Below are 19,951 nucleotides of genomic sequence, written 5' to 3'. Positions count from 1 at the left end.
TTTTTATTTTCGTCTTGATTCTAAGAAATGAATTATCGATACTTTTGCAAAGTTTTGAGGATAGAACCCTTACCATGAAAAAAATTCTAAACCTTCAGCTTGATCCTGCAGAGGCTTATGATCAAGATTTGTTTAAACAATCTGTGCTTCAAAAAGCAGGGCTTTCTCAAGAAGCTTCTCATGCATTTGTAAGGCAAAACCGCCGATCTATTGATGCCCGAGGCAGAAAAGTAAAAGTAAATGTGGAGGCCGAAATTTTTTTAAATGAAAACCCAAGTTCAAGAATAGAACAGTCATATGACTACAAATCAGTCAAAAATGCTAATCCCATAATTATTGTAGGGGCAGGACCTGCAGGTTTATTTGCAGGATTGCGAGCCATTGAATTAGGGGTTAAACCTATAATACTTGAGCGTGGGAAAGATGTACGTGCGAGAAGGAGAGATCTAGCTGCAATAAATAAGGCTCACATCGTCAACCCAGATTCAAATTATTGTTTTGGTGAGGGCGGTGCAGGTACCTATTCAGATGGTAAGCTTTACACTCGTTCAAAGAAAAGGGGAGATATTCGAAGAATTCTTGAAATTTTAGTGAATCATGGTGCAACAGAAGAAATTCTGGTAGATTCGCATCCCCATATTGGTACCAATAAATTGCCGCAGGTCGTTACCCGACTTCGTGAAACAATTTTGAATGCCGGTGGAAAAATTCATTTTGAAACTAGAGTTGAAGACCTTATCATTCAGGACGGGGAATTAAAAGGAGTAATTACTCAGCATGGTGATAAAGTTGAGGGACTGGGTGTTATTTTAGCCACCGGTCATTCTGCTAGAGATATTTTTAAATTGCTTCATGCCAGAAAGGTTTTAATTGAACCCAAGCCTTTTGCTCTTGGAGTTCGCATTGAGCATGCGCAAAATCTAATTGACCGGATTCAGTATCACTGTGAAATCGATCGAGGGCCTTACCTTCCTGCCTCTTCCTATTCGCTTGTTCAGCAAACGTATTTTAAAGGGAAACAACGTGGGGTGTTCAGTTTTTGTATGTGTCCTGGAGGTTTTATCGTTCCGGCTGCAACAGCTCCAGGGGAATTGGTGGTAAATGGCATGAGTCCGAGCAGAAGGGATAGCAAATTTGCAAATTCGGGAATGGTTGTAGCTGTGGAGTTGGAGGATTTGCCTGAATATCAAAAATATGGGCCTCTTTCTGCCATGTGTTTTCAAGCTGAAATTGAAAAAAAAGCATGGGAATTAGGCGGTATGACACAAGTTGCTCCGGCTCAACGAATGATGGATTTTGTCCAGGGGAAAGTGAGTAATCGACTTCTGGATACATCTTATCAGCCGGGTTTGAATTCAGTAGACATGCGAGAGGTTTTGCCTGACTTTATTGCAACTCGAATGAAAGATGCTTTTCAAGCATTTGGTAAAAAAATGAAGGGTTACCTTACAAATGATGCTCAGTTAATTGGCGTCGAAAGTAGAACTTCTTCTCCTGTTCGAATTCCTCGGGACAGAGAAACTTTTGAACATCCTCAATTAAAACGTCTTTTCCCATGTGGCGAAGGTGCCGGGTATGCTGGAGGGATTGTCTCTGCAGCTATGGATGGAGAAAGATGTGCAGAGAAACTTATTTTATCCTACGCTCGACGCTAGATTGTGACCTTTTGTGTCATTCAGTGCACTTTCATTACTTAAATGGTTATGTTTAGTAATGAAATTTGCCATCGTTGATATAGAAACCACAGGAGGGGATAGCCGGTCTGGAGGAATTACAGAAATAGCTATTTTGATCCATGATGGAAATCAAATTACTCAGACTTTTGAAACGCTTTTAAACCCCAGGCAAGGAATTCCTACTTTTATTACCGGCTTGACGGGGATTGATTCTGAGATGGTTCAGCATGCACCTTTTTTTGAAGATGTAGCTGAACAAATTTGGGAGCTTTTGGAGAACCGCGTTTTCGTGGCTCATCAAGTGAATTTTGATTTTGGGTTCCTTAAAACTGCTTTTTCGGCAGTAGGGAAGGAGTTATCGACTTCAAAGCTTTGTACAGTTCGCCTTGCTCGAAAAATTCTTCCTGGATTAAAATCTTACAGCTTGGGAAGAATATGCGAGACCCAAAATATTCCTATCGAAGCACGTCACCGGGCTATGGGTGATGCCAAAGCAACTGCAATCCTATTCGACCGTATGCTCAAAATGAAGCCTGAGATTATTTGGGAATTGGTTCGTTCTAAAAAATCGCTTCGATTTCTTCCCCCAAATTTTCCTTCAAGCAAGTTTTTTGAAATCCCTCAGGCTTGTGGGGTGTATTACATGCTTGATGCGCATGGGAAAGTTATTTATGTGGGTAAAGCACTCAATATTCAGGAGCGTTTTCGATCTCATTTTTCAGGAAACATTCAATTCCCACATAAACAAGAATTAAAAGCTACTGTAGCGGATCTCCGTTGGGAATTAACAGGAAGTGAGTTCATGGCTTTACTTTTGGAGACTTTGGAAATTAAACGACTATGGCCCAAATACAACCAAGCGATAAAAAAGCCAAGAACTTTGTGGGGTCTTTATTCCTATGTTGACGGAAATGGATATTTAAGATTTCAACTGTCGCGCCTGAAAAAAAATCTGCAGGCTATCGAATCATTTTATTCACAGGAGGAGGGAAGAAGTTTCCTTAAAGAGGCGATGAATAGTTTTGAGCTTTGTGCTCGTCTGTCCGGATTGCGATCTGTTCCTTGCAGCCATGTTTTTGATGAAACCTGCGAAGGAGCTTGTCAAGGGGCAATTTCTGCTAAAAGTTACAATTCAAAAGTTGAAAAGTTTTTAAGTAGCATCAAGGAAAGTAAAGGTGTCATTCGAATAGAATTGGAAGGAAGGAATGAAAGCGAGCGTACTATTTGTGTCTTTGAAAAAGGGATGTTAACACGCTATGGGTTTAAAAGTGAAAATGAAAAAGAGGATTCGTTTACTTTAAAAACTGTTCCAATATATCCCGAAACGGGTGCTATTTTGAAGCAGTTTTTTCATCAATTTGAACCAAACCAAATATCGGTTATCGAAGAGGTTGGAAAATCTCCAAAAGAATTCCTACCTCTCGGCTTCTAAATTTCAAGTAGACGAATCCCTTCTTGTATTATTTAATTGCCATTGTATGTAACTCTGTATATACAATTGGCTACGTCATCTGAAATCAACAAACTGCCATCAGGGAGCTCTTGAACATCCACCGGCCTTCCCCATACCTCTTGAGAAGAATCATCGAGCCAGCCTGAAGCGAATGTTTCGATTCCACTTACTTTTCCTGAGTCATCGAACTTAGCGATAACAACATCGTATCCAGATTTCTTACTTCGGTTCCAAGAACCATGTTTTGCGATGATCGCCTGATTTTTATAAGATTCTGGAAACATTCCTCCTTCATAGAATCTGATTCCCAATGGGGCAACGTGAGCCCCAAGTTTTGCTGCCGGGGCTACATAGGCATCTTGTCCTTTTCCTTTATCTCCGAATTCAGGATCTTTTACATCTCCTGCATGCCAATAAGGATAGCCAAAATGTTGGCCAGCCGAAGTAGCTTCGTTGAGTTCGCAATCAGGAATGTCATCACCCATCATGTCTCTACCATTGTCAGTAAACCATAAGTTGCCTGTTTCAGGATGCCAGTCAAAGCCAACTGAATTTCTTACACCGTGGGCATAAACTTCTGGTTTAGGATTTGGGCTTTTCACATCAATTCGGGTGATCGAAGCAAAAATTTCATCCTCTGACTCACAAATATTGCATGGGGCACCCACAGGCACATAGAGCATACCGTCAGGTCCAAAGGCTATGAATTTCCAACCATGATGCCTCTCGGTAGGGTATTGATCATAAATTACCTCGTAGGTTGGATTATTTAGGTTGTTTAGGATATCTGGGAATTTAAGAATCCTACTTACCTCAGCTACATAAAGATCACCATCTTTAAAGGCAACGCCATTTGGCATCCGAAGCCCTTCAGCAAGGATAAATTTACTATCTGCTTTTCCATCTGCATCCTCGTCAATCACAGCGTATACATTTTTTTCCTGCCTGTTGCCTACAAAGACAACTCCATTATCCGATAATGCCAATGAGCGAGCATTGGGAATGTCCGCTGCCCAAACATCAATTTTAAAGCCCTCAGGAAGCTTTATTTTATCCAATTTTACATCAGCTTTTGCGTCTTTGATAGACCGCTTATTGGTAGAATTTGGTGTTTTGATTACACTGAGTTTATCAGATTTTTGTTGGCAACTTGCCTGAACCATGAGTAGCCCAAGCATAGCTACTAGTGGAATGATTTTCGAATATTTCATTTGAATTCATTTTTTACATAGCGAAATTAATTCTTTTTGGATTGTTTCACTAGAAGTCCTCAATAAGCGGTTGATTCCTTATTTTTGCCGCATGTTATCGATTAATAATCTTTCCTATTTCATCGGCGGTAGAGCGCTTTACGAAAACGCAAACCTTCATATCAAGCCAAAAGATAAAATTGGATTGGTAGGTCAGAATGGAACAGGAAAATCAACACTCCTGAAAATTATAGCTGGAGAATATCAACCAAGCAGCGGAGAGGTACAAAAAGCAAAAGATTGTAGCATTGGTTTTTTGAATCAGGACTTGTTGTCCTATCAATCAGATGATAGTATCCTCAATGTTGCACTGGCAGCTTTCAAAGAAACGCTAGCCCTGCAGGATGAAATTGATGCGGTTCTTAAAAAGATGGAGACGGATTTTTCCGAGGAAATTATTAATCGTTTGGCTACCCTTCAGGAGCGCTTTGAAGCAAATGAAGGATATACCATCAAGGCCAAGGCAGCAGAAGTTTTGGAAGGGATAGGATTTCGGACTGAGGATTTAGAAAAACCACTTCGAAATTTTTCGGGAGGATGGAGAATGCGGGTTATGCTGGCAAAACTTCTCCTTGAAAAGCCCGCTTTGTTACTCCTAGATGAACCGACAAACCACTTGGACCTTCCCTCTATCCAATGGGTCGAAAATTACTTAAAAACTTATGAGGGTGCTGTGGTGGTCGTATCTCACGATCAGACGTTTTTGGATAACTGTGTGACTTCTATTGTGGAAGTAGCAAATCAAACCTTGACATCCTATCCAGGCAATTATTCCTTTTATAAGCGAGAAAAAAAGGAACGTATGGAAATTCAGCAAAATGCCTATGAGAATCAGCAACAAATGATTAAACAGACGGAGCGTTTCATTGAGCGATTCCGGGCAAAAGCTACCAAATCCAATCAAGTCCAGTCCCGAATAAAAGCCCTGGAACGGATGGAGCGGGTACAGGAAGTGGTGGATGATGAAGCCTTTGTGAATTTTAAATTTAAATTTTCGCAGCGGTCAGGAAGACATGTCATCACTCTCGATCATATCGGTAAACGGTATGGAGATTTAGTGATTTTGGAGAATACTTCAGCCAATATTGAGCGGGGAGATAAAATCGCTTTGATAGGAGCGAATGGGAAAGGAAAGTCCACACTTCTGCGGATAATTGCAGGTACAGAAGCTATTACAGGAATCCGTACCCAAGGTCATAATGTAATTCCCTCTTTTTATGCGCAGCATCAATTGGAAGCATTGACTTTGGATAATGAGATTATTCAGGAATTAGCGCAGGAAGGAAGCAATAAATCCGAAACCGAACTTCGAAATGTGTTGGGATGCTTTTTGTTTACAAATGATGATGTATTCAAAAAAATCAAGGTCCTTTCCGGAGGTGAGAAATCACGGGTTGCCTTAGCGAAAACATTGATTTCAGAAGCTAATTTTTTACTTCTTGATGAACCTACCAACCATCTTGATTTTCAGTCTGTTAATATTTTGATACAGTCACTCCAGCAATATGAAGGAACCTTTATTACTGTTTCCCATGATCGTCATTTTATCAAGGGAGTTGCGAATAAAATTTGGTATATAGAGGATCATCAAATAAAGGAATATCCAGGTACTTATGAAGAGTATGAGTTTTGGAAAGCACAACAGGAAGAGGAGGAAAAGTTCGAAAAGAGTTCTGAAAAGCCTAGTCCCAAACCAAAAACAAAACCTCAGGCTTCCAATTTCGAAATTCAGGATGCAAAGCGAAATTTGAAAAAACTGGAAAATGAATTGGAGCAGATTGAAGTGGAAATAGAAAAATTAGAGGAGGAAGAAAAAGAGCTGGAAAACCAACTTGCTGATCCTGAAATTTACCAACAGGAATCTAAAGTTTCTTCAATACAGGATTCTTACCAAAAAGTGAAGTCAAAGTTAGAACAAGCCAACGAAACTTGGGAAAAATTGGTAGATCAGATTGCCGAACTTCAAGAGACTCTTGGTTGATGTTTTCCAATCTGTTTGAAATTGGCTATTTTCCTTCATGAAAGGATTGATTTGCTTTTTTTGCATTTGTTGGATCGTAATTCAAACTGCATTTGGTCAAGTTGAAGATAAGGTCTATCGGGATCACATCCAGTCGGTTAGACTTTTTCCAGTGGGGCTTTCCTTTGATAGTCAATTGGATGCTCCAGCTATTGGTCTGACAGATTCAAGAAGACTTTTATTGATTTTTGATGATGTGGCTTATGACCCTGAACTTTATACCGCTAAGCTCATCCATTGTGACGCAGATTGGACACCCTCACAACTTAAGGACAATGATTTCTTGGTTGATTTTAATCAGTTTAATATTCAGGATTACGAGTATTCTGTGAATACTCGATTACCTTATATCCATTACCAATTTGAAATCCCCAAAGTAAAAAAATCAGGAAACTATGTTGTTCAGGTTTATCGGGGGAGAGATGAGTCAGATGTGATTTTGACTCGGCGGTTTATGGTTTATGACGAATTGTTCTCAGTCGGGGCCAGCATTGTTCCTCCTTCCCAGACTGAGGATCGTAGAACAGATCAACAGATAGATGTGGTTGTCAATTATTCCAAAGGGGAAGTAATCAACCCAAGCTCACAAATCAAGGTGCTTATCCGACAAAATCAGCGATGGGATCATGCTATTTTGATGAATGAGCCAACGTTTCTAAATGAAAGTACCAAAATGATGCGCTTTCAGAATTTTGACGGAAGCAATTCTTTCAAGGCGGGGAATGAATTTCGATTTATTGACCTTAGGTTCATACGGGCAACAGGGGCCAATATCGCTTCTATGGTTGTAGAACCTGATGTGATCTATGCAGAAGCAAAAGTTGATAGCCCTAGAAACAGGGAGGTTTATTCACAATATTTAGATTTGAATGGGCAATATTTAATCTATACAAATGATCGGCCTGGAGGAGATCCAGAGGTAGAAAGCGAATATATTTTAACCACATTTCGATTAGTGGCACCGGAAAGTCCGACACCCATTTATTTGTTAGGAGCATTGACGGAATGGGGGAAGAAACCTGAAGCGAAATTAACTTGGAACCCCAATTTAAAAGTTTACGAAACTACTGTTTTGCTCAAACAAGGCTGGTATGACTACCAATTTGGAAGGTTAAATGAGGGAGTATTTAATTCCCTTGAGTTTGAAGGGAGTTTTTTTGAAACCGAAAATGAATATGAGGTGATGGTGTATTTTAGGGCTTTAGGCTCGCGATACGATCAACTGGTCGGTTACGTAAATCTTCATCCAAATAGAAGAAGACTATAAAAATGTAAGGACAAAAAAAGGCTGCAGTGAAATGCTGCAGCCTTTTTCTTAGTTTTCGTTTTCAGATTCTTTACTTTCTTCCTCCCCTTCAGATGGAGCGACGTTTTGTCTGGTTCTTTCTGTCGGTCTATAAGGAACGAATCCTTCTCTCTTAAATTTATAAGGAGATGTTCTGTTTCCTGAAGGATGATTGGCAAGATCAAGCATACCAAATCCTTTATGGGTAAATGCACCTAATCCGCACTTGAATACAAAGTCTTGCACCTCTGGAGCAGCATAAAGTGTAAATGGCAGGGTGTAGCCTCTAACCTCATACTTCACATCCATGTCATATACTGAATAAATTCGAGCAAATTTCTTTTGCTGTTCTTTCAGCTTGTTGACATAGTTCATATCCGGAACAACTTGGAATTTGTAGAATGATTCCATTTGCTCTGGTGTATACCATCCGGATCGCTCCATTCTAGTCAATGTCGATTCGTAAAGCAAGTCGGAAAACTCATCGCTGTCAGGGCTGATAAATCGTTTTCCAATTTCCTCGTTGAATGCAGGGGTGATCAAGACCAAAGGAGAGATACAAACGAACTTGTTGGAGGTTTCTAACTCAGGTTCGTTTTCTATCTCTGTGTATTCTGGAGAAAGGATCAAGTTTCCTAATTCAATTTTCGGAGTAGCAAAAACTTGCTCCAGTAAGTAATCCATAAAATCTTCACTATGAGAAGATAATACAAGAGTTACCAAGCTAGAGTAGTAATGCAGTCCGCTTCTACTTACTTTAGTCTGACCTTTTAAGCCAGAGAAATTGAAGTAATTGTAATTATAGAATTCTTCGCGGCCACCTTTGACGATCAATCCTTTTAGAAATTGAGCCAAGATGTACTGGTGATGAAAAGGCAAATAGGAGCCTTTGTTTTTTAGGGAAAATATAAGTCTAACTCTCACGATTTTTTAAAAATAAATGAGACAATTGTTAATAAAATACTAAACGTAATTCTGGGTGGATAAGCAAGGCAAAAGTACAATTTTTTTCTAAGAAATGTTAAACATTGAATCTAAAATGCATGATATCACCATCTTTTACGATATATTCCTTTCCTTCAATTGCTATTTTTCCATTCTCCCTACAGCCAGCTTCTGATTTAAACTGCTGATAATCTGCTAATTTTATTACTTCAGCTTTAATAAAACCCCTTTCAAAATCAGTATGGATAACTCCTGCAGCTTGAGGTGCTTTCCAGCCTTTTTTAATAGTCCAGGCTCGCACTTCCTGTGGTCCTGCTGTAAAATAGGTAATAAGGTCTAATAGGGCATAAGCTGCAGCAATCAGTCTGTTCAGCCCACTTTCTTCCAGCCCATATTCTGAAAGGAATAATTCTTTCTCCTCTGGATCTTCAAATTCTGCAATTTGAGATTCAATAGCAGCACACAATGTAATCACCTCGGCATTTTCTTCTTTTACTTTTTCCCGAAGCTTTTCTACATATTGATTCCCGCTGATAATACTGCCCTCATCTACGTTGGCAACATACAATACCGGCTTGATAGTCAGTAAATGCAAATCTCGAACTGCTTCTAAGTCCTCCTTTTCAACCTCAATCGCGCGGGCATTTAATCCACTTTGTAGGCCTTCTTTAAATTTTAGAAGGATTTCTAAATCTTTCTTCGCTTTGGCATCTCCAGACTTCGCAATTTTTTCAATACGGGCAATTTTTTTCTCTACGGATTCCAAGTCTTTTAATTGGAGTTCTGTATCGATCACTTCCTTATCAAAAATAGGATCTACACTTCCTGCGACATGGACGATATTGTCATCTTCAAAGCAACGAATCACGTGGATGATCGCATCTACTTCCCGGATGTTTGCCAAAAATTTATTTCCTAGACCTTCTCCCTTGCTAGCACCTTTTACAAGTCCAGCAATATCTACGAATTCAATAACTGTTGGTAATACCCGCTGAGGGTTAACCAAGCTTTCCAGGACTTTTAATCGCTTGTCCGGAACCGTAACCACCCCCACATTGGGTTCTATGGTACAGAAAGGAAAGTTTGCTGCTTCAGCTTTAGCGCTGGAAAGTGCATTGAACAAAGTGGACTTTCCAACATTAGGAAGTCCAACGATGCCACATTGTAAGGCCATTTACTTAAGTTTTAATTTTAAAGATCTGATAGGACTTGTATCCTTGGTAAAATTCCATCACCGAAACCCGGAAAATGGTATACACAGGGATGGCAAAAATCATCCCTACAATCCCGCCGATTTTTGCCCCGGCAAAGATAACAACAAAAATTTCAAGGGGATGAGCTTTTACGGATTTAGAAAAAATCAAGGGTTGAAGGAAAATATTATCTGTAATCTGTACAACCACAAATACGGCTAGAATTTTTATGACCATGTAAGAAAGTTCGCTTCCTTCCAGAAAATTCCCGGTGGATATCCCGACGATGATACCAAAACTCGCTCCCAAAATTGGGCCTGCATAGGGGATCAGGTTGGCTACAGCAGCAAACAGGGCAATGGTCAAGGCGTATTCAATACCTACTAAAGATAAGCCTATACTCGCCATCGAGAAAATGGCAGTAATTTGAATTAATAGTCCTGAAAGGTAGTTGGAAAGGAGCTTTTCGACTTTGGTGAAGGTTGCTACAGAAAGCTCGAAGTAAGGATTTGGAGTTAATTGGAGTAAATTTCTTCTCAATAATCCATTTTCCAGAAGCAAGAAGAAAGTAATAAATGAAACTGCCAAAAGGCCAACGAAAAGAGAACTGGTGGTATTGATAATCGTGCTTATGAATTGCCCGAAATCCATTCCTGCCACTGTTTCAATCAATGTTTTTTGAAGTTCCTCAAATAAGGTTCCTGCTGGTGAATCAACAAATTGATACCGAATCAGCCATTCCTCCAATCGGTTGATAGGGGTTTGGATTTGTTCGTAAATCCCCTCATAGTCCAAACTGCTCAATATTGTGACCTGATTGTTTATCAGGGGGAAGAATAGTAAACTAAGAAGAACTGACAATAAAATAATGGCGGAAAAGGATACCAAAATGGCCAACCATCTCGGGATATGTTGGCCTAGTAAATGGAAATCATGAAGCCTATTTGTAAGAGGACGTAAAAGAGCTGCTAAAATCAATGACAGGACTAGATAGAGGGTGATATTTGAAAAATACCAACCGAAAAGGATGAATCCTGCTATGAATAAAAAGAGGTAAATAAAAAACCGTTGCATAGGGATAAAATGAAAAGGAGGCCAAAAGCCTCCTTAAATATACTATTTCCTTGATTTCCTCAAGTTTGTCTGGGATACTATTCCCATCTTAGTTCGTCCCGATATTCATTTTCTGAATCTTCAGACTCAAACTGTTCGAAATCAAAATCAGGCATCAACTCATTTTTGACATGATCTACCGTTTCGTTCAGTGCTTCCACGAACTTGAAGAAGTCTTCCTTGTAAAGAAAGATTTTGTGCTTTTCGTAGCTAAATGAATCTCCTTGTGCTTTTCTTTTACTTTCGGTAATGGTCAAGTAGTAATCATTGCCTCGAGTAGATTTGATGTCAAAAAAATAAGTGCGTTTTCCTGCTTTTACTTTTTTAGAGAAAATTTCATCTCTGTCGTAACCTCTTCGATCTTCCACAATGCGTAATTTTTATAGTTTGCTGGGTAATTAATAAGCAACTAAGATAACAAAAAGGGATTCTACATTTCAAAATATGCTACCTCTTTTTTTCAAGAAGTGACGATAATCTGTCAATAAATGGTTGAAAATCAGAAATAACTGAAAAAATAAAAGGAGACTAGTCTCCTTTATTCTCCATGCAAAAACGCCTTTTTTGCTAATAGTTCTTCCTCTGATTCACGATGATCTGGGTCATCCACACAACAGTCTACCGGACATACGGCAGCACATTGAGGCTCTTCGTGGAATCCATTACACTCCGTACATTTGTCTGTCACGATGTAATAAAACTCATCAGAAATGGGTTCCTGTTTTTCATTTCCATTTACTACAGTACCATCTTCTAGTGTTACTTCTTTCAAGGATGTTCCTCCTCCCCAAGTCCATTCTACACCACCTTCATAAATCGCAGTATTTGGACATTCAGGTTCGCATGCACCGCAGTTGATGCATTCATCCGTTATCATTATTGCCATAGCTATTCAGAATTTGTTTCCAAAATTAATAAGCACAACACAGACCGGCAATAAAAAGTTGTCATACTAACTAATTTAAATTAATTCTATCTGATTATCGATCAAACCGATAAATTTGTTGCATGATTCCTTTTCAAAACCGATTAAATGCTTTCATTCAACTGGGAAAGTTGATAGCCGAAATTCCAGTAGAGGAAAAAGAAAGTTTGTTCCGTAGAGCTGAAAACCAGAACAACTGGTTTACTTCCGAAAGTTGTGAAAAGGCTTTTTCGGGATTGTCATTTATGTTGGAATCCAATAGGATGGAAGAGTGGCTTCGATCCTATGATTTTTCAAAAATCAAAGAAAGCAAAGATGTAGGGGTTTTAATGGCTGGAAATATACCAGCAGTTGGATTTCATGATTTCATGGCTGTGTTGCTTTCTGGGCATAGTATAAGTGCAAAATTAAGTTCTGCAGATTCGGTTTTGATGAATTGGTTGATTGATCAACTCCTTAAAATCGAACCAGAGTTTAAGGATCTTATCCAAGTTTCTGAAATGCTCAAAGGAAAAGATGCCTACATCGCCACAGGAAGTGACAACTCTTCAAGATACTTTCAATATTATTTTGGTAAATATCCATCCTTGATTCGGCAAAATCGAACGTCAGTTGCAGTACTTAAAGGAAATGAGACCTTGGAAGAGCTTCAAGGCCTAGGAGAAGACGTATTTACTTATTTTGGTTTAGGTTGTCGAAATGTATCCAAAGTTTACTTGCCAGAGGAAAAGTATGCTGAGAGGCTCTTAGATTCATGGAATTCCTTCTCAGGGATTGCTAACCATCACAAGTACCATAATAATTACGAATACAATAAATCCATTTACCTTGTTAATGGTGAGCCGCATCTTGATAATGGTTTCCTATTGATGAAAAAAGAAACTGCATTGGTTTCTCCTATTTCGGTTTTGTTTTTTGAAGTTTATCAGGATGAAAAGGATTTAATTGAAAAATTGGAATCCCAGAAGGATAAGATTCAATGTATTGTTTCAAAACCAGGTTGGATCCAGGGTTCAGTAGATTTTGGAGCGGCGCAAAATCCAGGTCCTCAAGACTATGCGGATGGGGTAGATACCCTAGACTTTTTATTGAATCTTTAAGTTGACTTTTTAGCCAAAGGGAGGTAAATACAGAAGGTTGTTCCTTTACCCAGCTCACTTTCTATTTCTAGTCGACCTTCATTCTTGGCAATATATTCCCTGACTAAGATCAGTCCCAAGCCAGTTCCGCTTTCGTTTTGATGACCTCGAGTAGTAAAGGACACTCCATCTTTAATTTTTTGAAGATTTTCAGCTGATATCCCGGGTCCAAAGTCTTGGATACAGATTTTAGCTTCCATTCCTTCGGGCTCTGCACTTAAAAGCACCTTTGTTTCTGGCTTGGAAAATTTCACCGAATTGTTAATCAAGTTCCGAAGCACTAAATCAATCATATTTCGATCTCCACGAACTACAAGAGGAGGGCTGTCTTTAATCTCAATTTTTATTTGCTTTTCGTTAGCAATTCGATCAAGTAATTTTTTTTGCTGCCCGATGAGTTGCAAAATATCGAAATCCTGGATTTCCAAATATTCTTTCCGGATTTGAGTGGAGGCCCAGGCGAGTAGATTTTCCAATAAAATGGCAACTTGCTCCATATTTTTAGACACCTCAGGTACCATTTCAAAGAATTCCTCATTTGAAATCATCCCGGTATGTGTCATATGAATCAACTCCTTTACCCCAAAAATGGGTCCCTTTAAATCGTGTGAAATGATGCTGAAAAATTTGTCTTTCAGGTCGTTTAGCTTTTGAAGATCCTCGGTTTGTTTTCGGAGTTGTTCATTGGTTTTGATTTCCTCTGTTAAGTCATCGAAAAGTAAGATTAGCCCTACTTGATCAGCGTTGTTTTCCTGTATGGGCATGATTTCTAGGCGTATAGTTTTTTCACTCTTCGCCGGATTGAATACGATTGATTGTTCTTTCGGGTCTTTGAATACTTGAAGAAGCCGTTCTTCAGATTTGAAAATTTCATGTGCCTGAGCTCCTATTTTTATTTTTTCAGGCTGTTTTAAAAACGATTTCGCCTTTGAATTAAAATCGATGAGTCGCTGGTTGATGTTGAAAACCAAAACCCCTTTGGTAAGGGATTCCATGATTCTGCCATGGGCGATTGGTTTTATGCTAAACAACCCATACTTCGATATCGCAATTCCCAGGATTAGATAACTAAAAAGAAATGCAAAGGGAGTGAGATCAATAGGTCCTAGGGGCGCTATGATTCCAGTTTGATAAAAGAAATTGAAAACTAAAGGAAATAAACCACCTATAATAAGAAGCCTGGTTTGGTTCTTAAAGAGGGGATCTGCTTTTCGAAATCTTCTCCATAGAATAATGGTTCCCAAGAAAAATACTAAGTACGAATAGATGACATGGATGATGTAATAGGGTCCTTTTTTGATGCCAAGTAAAGGGAATGACGTGCCCTCATCAATCAAAAAAGTTTCTGCATAATGGAGATGATGCAAGTCGTTGGAGATCACCATGAATAAGGTGATAGCAGGAATTGTAAAGGTGCCAATGATTACTACTGGTTTACTCCAATACCGGTATCCCGTGTATCGCAGGGTAAACATTAGCCAAACAGCAGGAGCAAAAGAAATACCAATATATTGAAATCGAACCCAATAGAGCATTTGCTCTATGGTACTGGATGCCAGTTCAAATCCATAAAAAAATCCCCAAACTGAGATAAAAATCATGGTGGTGGCTAGCCACCGAGTCAAATGATCGAGGCTGAATGCAATATAAATGGACAAAGCCATGACAATCAGACTCGTAAAAACCAGGATGATTGAATATAGATTAAAGGTTAAATCCAGCACAGATTAAATCTTTATAGAAGTTTGGCTTTTTCTTTTTCGTAGATTTTCATCTAATATTACATTAAAAATTTTTAACTCCGAAATCTGTAAGAATTGAGTAAAAAAAGAACAGCAATTTCATTTCCAAGTCCTTTTGATTTAGTGTTAATCTTGAGTGGTCTGGTATTGGTTGCAGCTGTTTTTTCTTTGAAATCCCAAGGCAATTCTTTTGGAAAAAGTATCGAACAGTCTATTCTTTTTTGGAAGGATGGGTTTTTTAGCTTGTTAGAATTTACACTTCAAATGATGATGATTTTGGTGTTTGGTTATGCCTTGGCCATTGCAAAACCCATTCATCAACTATTAAGGAAAATTGCCCAAATACCTTCAAATTCGATTCAAGCCGTTCTTTTTACCGGGATTGTAACCATGTTAGCGGGTCTTTTAAATTGGGGCTTTGGGTTGATTGTTGGAGCCTTACTGGCAAGATTTGTCCATTTGGCCATGACCGAAAAAAATGTCCCTTCCAATGCCGCTTTGTTGGCTTCAGCGGGCTACTTAGGGATGGCTGTTTGGCATGGAGGCTTGTCAGGTTCAGCCACATTAAAAGTTGCAGAACCTAATCATTTTTTAGCTAATCAGATAGGGCAAATTTCGGTAGGAGAAACCATCTTTTCTTGGACTAATTTGGGGATGACCCTTGGTTTGATTTTAGTGTTTTTAGCTACCCTTTATTTGTTAAATAGGTCTTCAAAAAACCTTGAATCACCTTCTTATTCCCATCCCTTACGACCAATTCCCCCAGGAGAATCAGGACAGCTTGGGAAATGGCTAGGGGTATTTATGATTGGCGTTTTTATTTGGATTGGTTTTCGGGAGTGGCAAAATGGCATTGGGTTTTTTAATCTAAATCTGATGAACTTTTTGCTTTTTGGCTTGACCTTGCTCTTTTACAGGGATTTAAAAAGCTTCACCGAAGCAGTAGGCGAGGGGATCAAAAGCTCTTCTGATATTTTTATCCAATTCCCATTTTATGCAGGGATTTTAGGGATGGTGACTTATTCAGGACTTCTTGAGCAACTCTCAAGCTTATTTCTAGATCATGCGAACCAGGATTTGCTGGCTCCTTTTACATTGTTTTCTGCTGCTTTTGTGAATTTATTGATTCCATCTGGAGGTGGTCAATGGGCTGTGCAGGGACCAATTATTATGCAGGTAACCCAGACATTGGGAATGGATGTTGGGAAAATGATTCTCGTGTTTTCCTATGGAGATCAAATCAGTAATCTATTGCAACCCTTTTGGGCCTTGCCTTTACTTTCTATCACGGGGGTCAAGGCTTCTCAATTGATTCGATATACGGGATGGCTGTTTGTAGCTGGTTTTCTGTTTTTATTGTTGGGAGTATTTTCATTTTTCTAAGCTTTTGCTTTTTCAATCCTTTCAAAAGATTCAATTTTTTAGATAAAGGACCTGTTTATGAATTTATTTGGTTACCGAATTCAGGCCTAATTTTCTATATTTGCACTTCGATTTTGAACCTTTTATCCACCTAAAATCCTATAAAATGGCTTTTGATATTGAAATGATCAAGGAGGTGTATGCTCGGTATCCTGAGCGAATCGCTGCTGCTAGAAAAGCAGTTAACAAACCCTTGACTTTGACTGAGAAAATTTTGTATTCCCACCTTTCAGAAGGAGCAGCTAGCCAAGTATTTGAGCGCGGGAAGTCCTATGTGGATTTTCAGCCGGATCGAGTGGCAATGCAAGATGCAACGGCCCAAATGGCTTTGCTTCAATTTATGCAGGCAGGGAAAGATAAAGTTGCGGTTCCTTCCACTGTACACTGTGATCACTTGATTCAAGCACAAGTTGGAGCTGATAAAGACCTTTCTGTAGCCAAGGATAAAAACCGTGAAGTTTATGATTTTTTGGCATCAGTGTCCAATAAATACGGAATTGGCTTCTGGAAGCCCGGAGCTGGTATTATTCACCAAGTAGTATTGGAGAATTATGCATTTCCGGGTGGAATGATGATCGGAACAGATTCTCATACGCCTAATGCCGGTGGTTTGGGAATGATTGCGATTGGTGTAGGGGGGGCTGATGCCTGCGACGTCATGGCAGGTCTTCCGTGGGAGCTAAAATTCCCCAAATTGATCGGTGTAAAGCTTACAGGTAAACTTTCTGGTTGGACCTCTGCGAAAGATGTGATTTTGAAAGTAGCAGGAATCTTGACTGTGAAAGGCGGAACAGGATACATCGTAGAATACTTTGGTGATGGAGCACAATCCCTTTCTGCAACAGGTAAAGGAACGATTTGTAACATGGGGGCAGAAATTGGTGCTACTACCTCCATTTTTGGATATGATGAAAAATCTGCAGCCTACCTAAAAGGAACAGGTCGGGCTGATGTTGCAGAATTGGCTAATGGAATTGCAGAACATCTTACTGGTGATGCTGAGGTATATGCAGAGCCTGAAAAATACTTTGATCAGGTTATAGAGATTAATCTCTCTGAACTTGAGCCGCATATCAATGGTCCTTTTACGCCAGATTTGGCTTGGCCATTGTCCAAGTTTGCTGCTGCAGTTAAGGAAAATGGCTGGCCAGCTAAATTGGAAGTTGGTTTGATCGGTTCATGTACCAACTCTTCTTACGAAGATATTTCACGAGCAGCTTCTTTGGCTCAGCAAGCAGTCGATAAAAAATTGGTAGCCAAGTCTGAGTTTACGATTACTCCGGGATCTGAGCAAGTTCGATACACCGTTGAGCGAGATGGCTTCTTGGGTACCTTTGGAAAAATGGGAGGGGTAGTTCTTGCAAATGCTTGTGGACCTTGTATCGGTCAGTGGGCAAGACATGGTGCAGAAAAGCAAGAGAAAAACTCAATCATCACTTCCTTTAATAGAAACTTTGCGAAGCGTGCTGATGGAAACCCTAATACGCATGCCTTCGTAGCTTCTCCGGAAATTGTAACAGCCATGGCAATTGCAGGTGATTTGACCTTCAACCCAATGAAAGATACGCTTGTAAATGAGGAAGGGCAAGCTGTAAAATTGGATGAGCCAAAAGGATTGGAAATGCCGACTAAAGGATTTGCTGTTGAAGATGCAGGATATCAGGCTCCTGCTTCTGATGGGTCTAAAGTGGAGGTGATTGTGGATCCAAAATCAGAACGTCTGCAATTATTGGAGTCTTTCCCTGCTTGGGAAGGTACGGATCTGAAGGGATTGAAATTGCTAATCAAAGCAAAAGGAAAATGTACGACAGACCACATTTCCATGGCAGGTCCTTGGTTGCGATTCCGAGGTCATTTGGATAATATTTCCAATAATATGCTAATTGGTGCTGTCAATGCATTCAATGACGAAACCAATAAAGTTAAGAATCAATTGACTGGTGCCTATGGTGAAGTTCCGGCAACTCAGCGACAGTACAAAGCCGAAGGTATTGGTACGGTTGTCGTAGGAGATGAAAACTATGGAGAAGGTTCTTCCCGAGAGCATGCTGCTATGGAGCCACGATTCTTAGGTGTTCGGGCAATTTTGGTGAAATCCTTTGCTCGAATTCACGAAACGAATTTGAAAAAGCAAGGTATGTTGGCCTTAACTTTTGCAAATCCAGCCGATTACGACAAGGTTCAAGAAGACGATTCTATTGATATCCTTGGCTTGGAAACTTTTGCTCCTGGATTGCCTTTGAAGGTAGTTTTACACCATGCAGATGGAAGTAAAGATGAATTTGAAGTAAATCATACCTACAATGAAGGTCAAATTGAATGGTTTAAGGCAGGTTCTGCTTTGAACCTTATCAAGGCTGGTTTGGCTTAATCGAAAAATCAAAACCAAAATAGAAAAGAACCGTTGCCAATTTGGTAACGGTTTTTTATTTGTTATAACTATTACTCATGAGAAAACTATTTCTCCTTTTCCTAATACTTTTTTACGCAGGCAATGCATTTGCACAGAAAAAGGTTGAACAAGAAAGGCGAATCAAAAAGCAAGAATTGCCAGAATCAGCTGTGGATTGGCTTCATGACGCTTTTGATGGAAAGAAAAAAGTCCGTTGGTATTTAGAGAATTCAGATAAAGGAACATCCTATGAGGCCAAATTTATCTGGAAAAATAAATTTCATAGTGTTGAATTTGATGCCTCCGGAAAAATTCAGGACGTGGAGGTTGAGTTGACACTTCAGGAGCTAGATGCTGTAGTCGTTAAGAATCTTCAAAAATATTTTTCAGAGTCATACCGTGATTATAAAATCCAGCGAATTCAAATTCAATACACTGGAGAAGAAGAGGATTTAGAAGATTTTTTTGATGATGAAAAAAAAGATGGGATTACAGTTCGCTATGAGATCGAATATCTTGGAAAACCTAAGGATGGAGAGCAACTTCTTTGGGAAGGTCTTTTTGATGATCAAGGTAAATTGATCTCAAAGCGAGAAGTAGAGATTCGAATTATGGATAATTTGATTTTTTGATGAGAAAGTCGATTGTTCTTTTTCTGCTCGTCAACCTTTCTTTCGGTTTTTCAGTCTTTGCACAGGAGCATGTGTTTTTTACGGGATTTTTTCCAGAAGTAGGGATTACCAAAAAGTTGAAGAATGGAAATAAGGTGAACTTTAAAATCGAAAATCAGGAGGTTATTTTCAGGAATTCTCAAGAACAGGAAGACCGTTGGCAATTTCGGCATTATCGCACCGATTTAATGGCTTTTTACGATTGGAAGGTAAGTCCACTAAGTAGCTTGGCGTTTGGACTTTTTTATAGAATTCAAGATGGGACGAATTCCTACCGACTTATCCAGCAATTTGCATTGCTGGATCGCTTTAGGAGGTTTCGGGTCGGCCATCGATTTCGTTTAGATCAAACTTTTACTCCTGAAGAATCCACAGAGTATAGATTGCGATATCGCTTGGCAATGGATATCCCACTCGAAGGTGATGCCGTAGATCCGGGAGAGAGGTATGTGGTTGTTTCCACTGAGCCGATTTTTAGTCTTCAGGCTGGAGAATTCGGACTTGAAAATCGATTGGTTTTAACCTTGGGCAAGTTGATCTCAAATCAACAAAAAATCGAATATAGTGTGGATTATCGTACCGATGGATTTTTTCAAGAGGGGTTTCGGACCCGTTTATGGGCTAAAATTGGCTATTTCTATAATTTTTGAATCATTTTTCTCGTTTGAAAAGTAAAAAATTTGCTATGAAATACAAATTGCTGTATGTTTACGGCATTATTTTAC

The 19,951-nt window shown here is 39.3% G+C and carries 16 protein-coding genes; 9 read left to right on the top strand and 7 right to left on the bottom strand.

Annotated features, from left to right (window positions below):
- The first annotated feature begins 74 nt into the window (after nt 1-74).
- Together HWE15_RS12280 and HWE15_RS12275 are read left to right on the top strand one after the other, a co-directional pair.
- Nucleotides 75-1,655 (top strand): NAD(P)/FAD-dependent oxidoreductase, encoded by a 1,581-nt coding sequence (locus HWE15_RS12280; protein WP_290507835.1) that lies wholly within the window; start codon nt 75-77, stop codon nt 1,653-1,655.
- 58 nt (nt 1,656-1,713) lie between these two features.
- Nucleotides 1,714-3,108, top strand: coding sequence for an exonuclease domain-containing protein (locus HWE15_RS12275; protein WP_290507834.1), 1,395 nt, complete (start codon nt 1,714-1,716; stop codon nt 3,106-3,108).
- A 32-nt stretch (nt 3,109-3,140) separates the two neighbouring features.
- On the opposite strand, the gene HWE15_RS12270 is transcribed toward HWE15_RS12275, so the two are convergent.
- The gene (locus tag HWE15_RS12270) at nt 3,141-4,340 is read right to left on the bottom strand and encodes a PQQ-dependent sugar dehydrogenase (protein ID WP_290507833.1); all 1,200 of its coding nucleotides are present in this window, start codon (nt 4,338-4,340) and stop codon (nt 3,141-3,143) included.
- Between the two features lie 91 nt (nt 4,341-4,431).
- Between HWE15_RS12270 and abc-f the strand changes: the two genes are divergently transcribed.
- Entirely contained in the window at nt 4,432-6,360 is a 1,929-nt protein-coding gene (gene abc-f, locus HWE15_RS12265) for a ribosomal protection-like ABC-F family protein (RefSeq protein ID WP_290507832.1), read from the top strand.
- 37 nt (nt 6,361-6,397) lie between these two features.
- A complete protein-coding gene (locus HWE15_RS12260; RefSeq protein WP_290507831.1) occupies nt 6,398-7,666 on the top strand; it encodes a DUF5103 domain-containing protein in 1,269 nt (422 codons plus the stop codon).
- Between the two features lie 48 nt (nt 7,667-7,714).
- On the opposite strand, the gene cas6 is transcribed toward HWE15_RS12260, so the two are convergent.
- The 5 genes from cas6 to HWE15_RS12235 form a co-directional block, all read right to left on the bottom strand.
- Nucleotides 7,715-8,608, bottom strand: coding sequence for a CRISPR-associated endoribonuclease Cas6 (cas6, locus tag HWE15_RS12255; RefSeq protein WP_290507830.1), 894 nt, complete (start codon nt 8,606-8,608; stop codon nt 7,715-7,717).
- Between the two features lie 97 nt (nt 8,609-8,705).
- Nucleotides 8,706-9,803, bottom strand: a complete 1,098-nt coding sequence (ychF, locus tag HWE15_RS12250) for a redox-regulated ATPase YchF (protein ID WP_290507829.1) — start codon at nt 9,801-9,803, stop codon at nt 8,706-8,708.
- 4 nt (nt 9,804-9,807) lie between these two features.
- Entirely contained in the window at nt 9,808-10,896 is a 1,089-nt protein-coding gene (locus tag HWE15_RS12245) for an AI-2E family transporter (protein ID WP_290507828.1), read from the bottom strand.
- A 77-nt stretch (nt 10,897-10,973) separates the two neighbouring features.
- Nucleotides 10,974-11,303 carry a DUF3276 family protein gene (locus HWE15_RS12240; RefSeq protein WP_290507827.1) on the bottom strand — a complete coding sequence of 110 codons (330 nt, stop codon included), beginning with the start codon at nt 11,301-11,303 and terminating at the stop codon, nt 10,974-10,976.
- 170 nt (nt 11,304-11,473) lie between these two features.
- Nucleotides 11,474-11,821 (bottom strand): 4Fe-4S dicluster domain-containing protein, encoded by a 348-nt coding sequence (locus HWE15_RS12235; RefSeq protein ID WP_290507826.1) that lies wholly within the window; start codon nt 11,819-11,821, stop codon nt 11,474-11,476.
- 122 nt (nt 11,822-11,943) lie between these two features.
- On the opposite strand from HWE15_RS12235, the gene HWE15_RS12230 reads away from it, so the two are divergent.
- Entirely contained in the window at nt 11,944-12,960 is a 1,017-nt protein-coding gene (locus tag HWE15_RS12230) for an acyl-CoA reductase (protein WP_367203966.1), read from the top strand.
- Here HWE15_RS12230 and HWE15_RS12225 read toward each other — a convergent pair.
- Nucleotides 12,957-14,723, bottom strand: a complete 1,767-nt coding sequence (locus HWE15_RS12225; protein ID WP_290507825.1) for a histidine kinase N-terminal 7TM domain-containing protein — start codon at nt 14,721-14,723, stop codon at nt 12,957-12,959. The two genes, HWE15_RS12230 and HWE15_RS12225, sit on opposite strands and share 4 nt — an antisense overlap.
- Nucleotides 14,724-14,816: 93 nt before the next feature.
- Between HWE15_RS12225 and HWE15_RS12220 the strand changes: the two genes are divergently transcribed.
- The 4 genes from HWE15_RS12220 (at nt 14,817) to HWE15_RS12205 (ending at nt 19,876) form a co-directional block, all read left to right on the top strand.
- Nucleotides 14,817-16,124 carry a TIGR00366 family protein gene (locus tag HWE15_RS12220; RefSeq protein ID WP_290507824.1) on the top strand — a complete coding sequence of 436 codons (1,308 nt, stop codon included), beginning with the start codon at nt 14,817-14,819 and terminating at the stop codon, nt 16,122-16,124.
- Nucleotides 16,125-16,269: 145 nt separating this feature from the next.
- Nucleotides 16,270-18,534 (top strand): aconitate hydratase, encoded by a 2,265-nt coding sequence (locus HWE15_RS12215; protein WP_290507823.1) that lies wholly within the window; start codon nt 16,270-16,272, stop codon nt 18,532-18,534.
- Between the two features lie 77 nt (nt 18,535-18,611).
- Nucleotides 18,612-19,187: a hypothetical protein gene (locus tag HWE15_RS12210; protein WP_290507822.1), complete on the top strand. Its 576-nt coding sequence runs from the start codon at nt 18,612-18,614 to the stop codon at nt 19,185-19,187.
- Complete coding sequence (locus tag HWE15_RS12205; RefSeq protein WP_290507821.1) at nt 19,187-19,876, top strand: DUF2490 domain-containing protein; 690 nt, start codon at nt 19,187-19,189, stop codon at nt 19,874-19,876. The genes HWE15_RS12210 and HWE15_RS12205 overlap by 1 nt, the downstream gene beginning before the upstream one ends.
- Nucleotides 19,877-19,951: the final 75 nt, after the last annotated feature.

It is taken from the genome of Algoriphagus sp. (genome assembly GCF_013373065.1).
Taxonomy (GTDB): Bacteria; Bacteroidota; Bacteroidia; order Cytophagales; family Cyclobacteriaceae; genus Algoriphagus.
This window is presented reverse-complemented; position numbering and strand designations above follow the sequence as displayed.

What these genes read in the sequence shown, in the direction of transcription:
- HWE15_RS12280 (WP_290507835.1), top strand. Translation starts at nt 75, where the DNA reads ATGAAAAAAATTCTAAACCTTCAGCTTGATCCTGCAGAGGCTTATGAT.
- HWE15_RS12275 (WP_290507834.1), top strand. Translation starts at nt 1,714, where the DNA reads ATGAAATTTGCCATCGTTGATATAGAAACCACAGGAGGGGATAGCCGG.
- HWE15_RS12270 (WP_290507833.1), bottom strand. Translation starts at nt 4,340, where the DNA reads ATGAAATATTCGAAAATCATTCCACTAGTAGCTATGCTTGGGCTACTC.
- abc-f (WP_290507832.1), top strand. Translation starts at nt 4,432, where the DNA reads ATGTTATCGATTAATAATCTTTCCTATTTCATCGGCGGTAGAGCGCTT.
- HWE15_RS12260 (WP_290507831.1), top strand. Translation starts at nt 6,398, where the DNA reads ATGAAAGGATTGATTTGCTTTTTTTGCATTTGTTGGATCGTAATTCAA.
- ychF (WP_290507829.1), bottom strand. Translation starts at nt 9,803, where the DNA reads ATGGCCTTACAATGTGGCATCGTTGGACTTCCTAATGTTGGAAAGTCC.
- HWE15_RS12245 (WP_290507828.1), bottom strand. Translation starts at nt 10,896, where the DNA reads ATGCAACGGTTTTTTATTTACCTCTTTTTATTCATAGCAGGATTCATC.
- HWE15_RS12235 (WP_290507826.1), bottom strand. Translation starts at nt 11,821, where the DNA reads ATGGCAATAATGATAACGGATGAATGCATCAACTGCGGTGCATGCGAA.
- HWE15_RS12230 (WP_367203966.1), top strand. Translation starts at nt 11,944, where the DNA reads ATGATTCCTTTTCAAAACCGATTAAATGCTTTCATTCAACTGGGAAAG.
- HWE15_RS12215 (WP_290507823.1), top strand. Translation starts at nt 16,270, where the DNA reads ATGGCTTTTGATATTGAAATGATCAAGGAGGTGTATGCTCGGTATCCT.
- HWE15_RS12210 (WP_290507822.1), top strand. Translation starts at nt 18,612, where the DNA reads ATGAGAAAACTATTTCTCCTTTTCCTAATACTTTTTTACGCAGGCAAT.
- HWE15_RS12205 (WP_290507821.1), top strand. Translation starts at nt 19,187, where the DNA reads ATGAGAAAGTCGATTGTTCTTTTTCTGCTCGTCAACCTTTCTTTCGGT.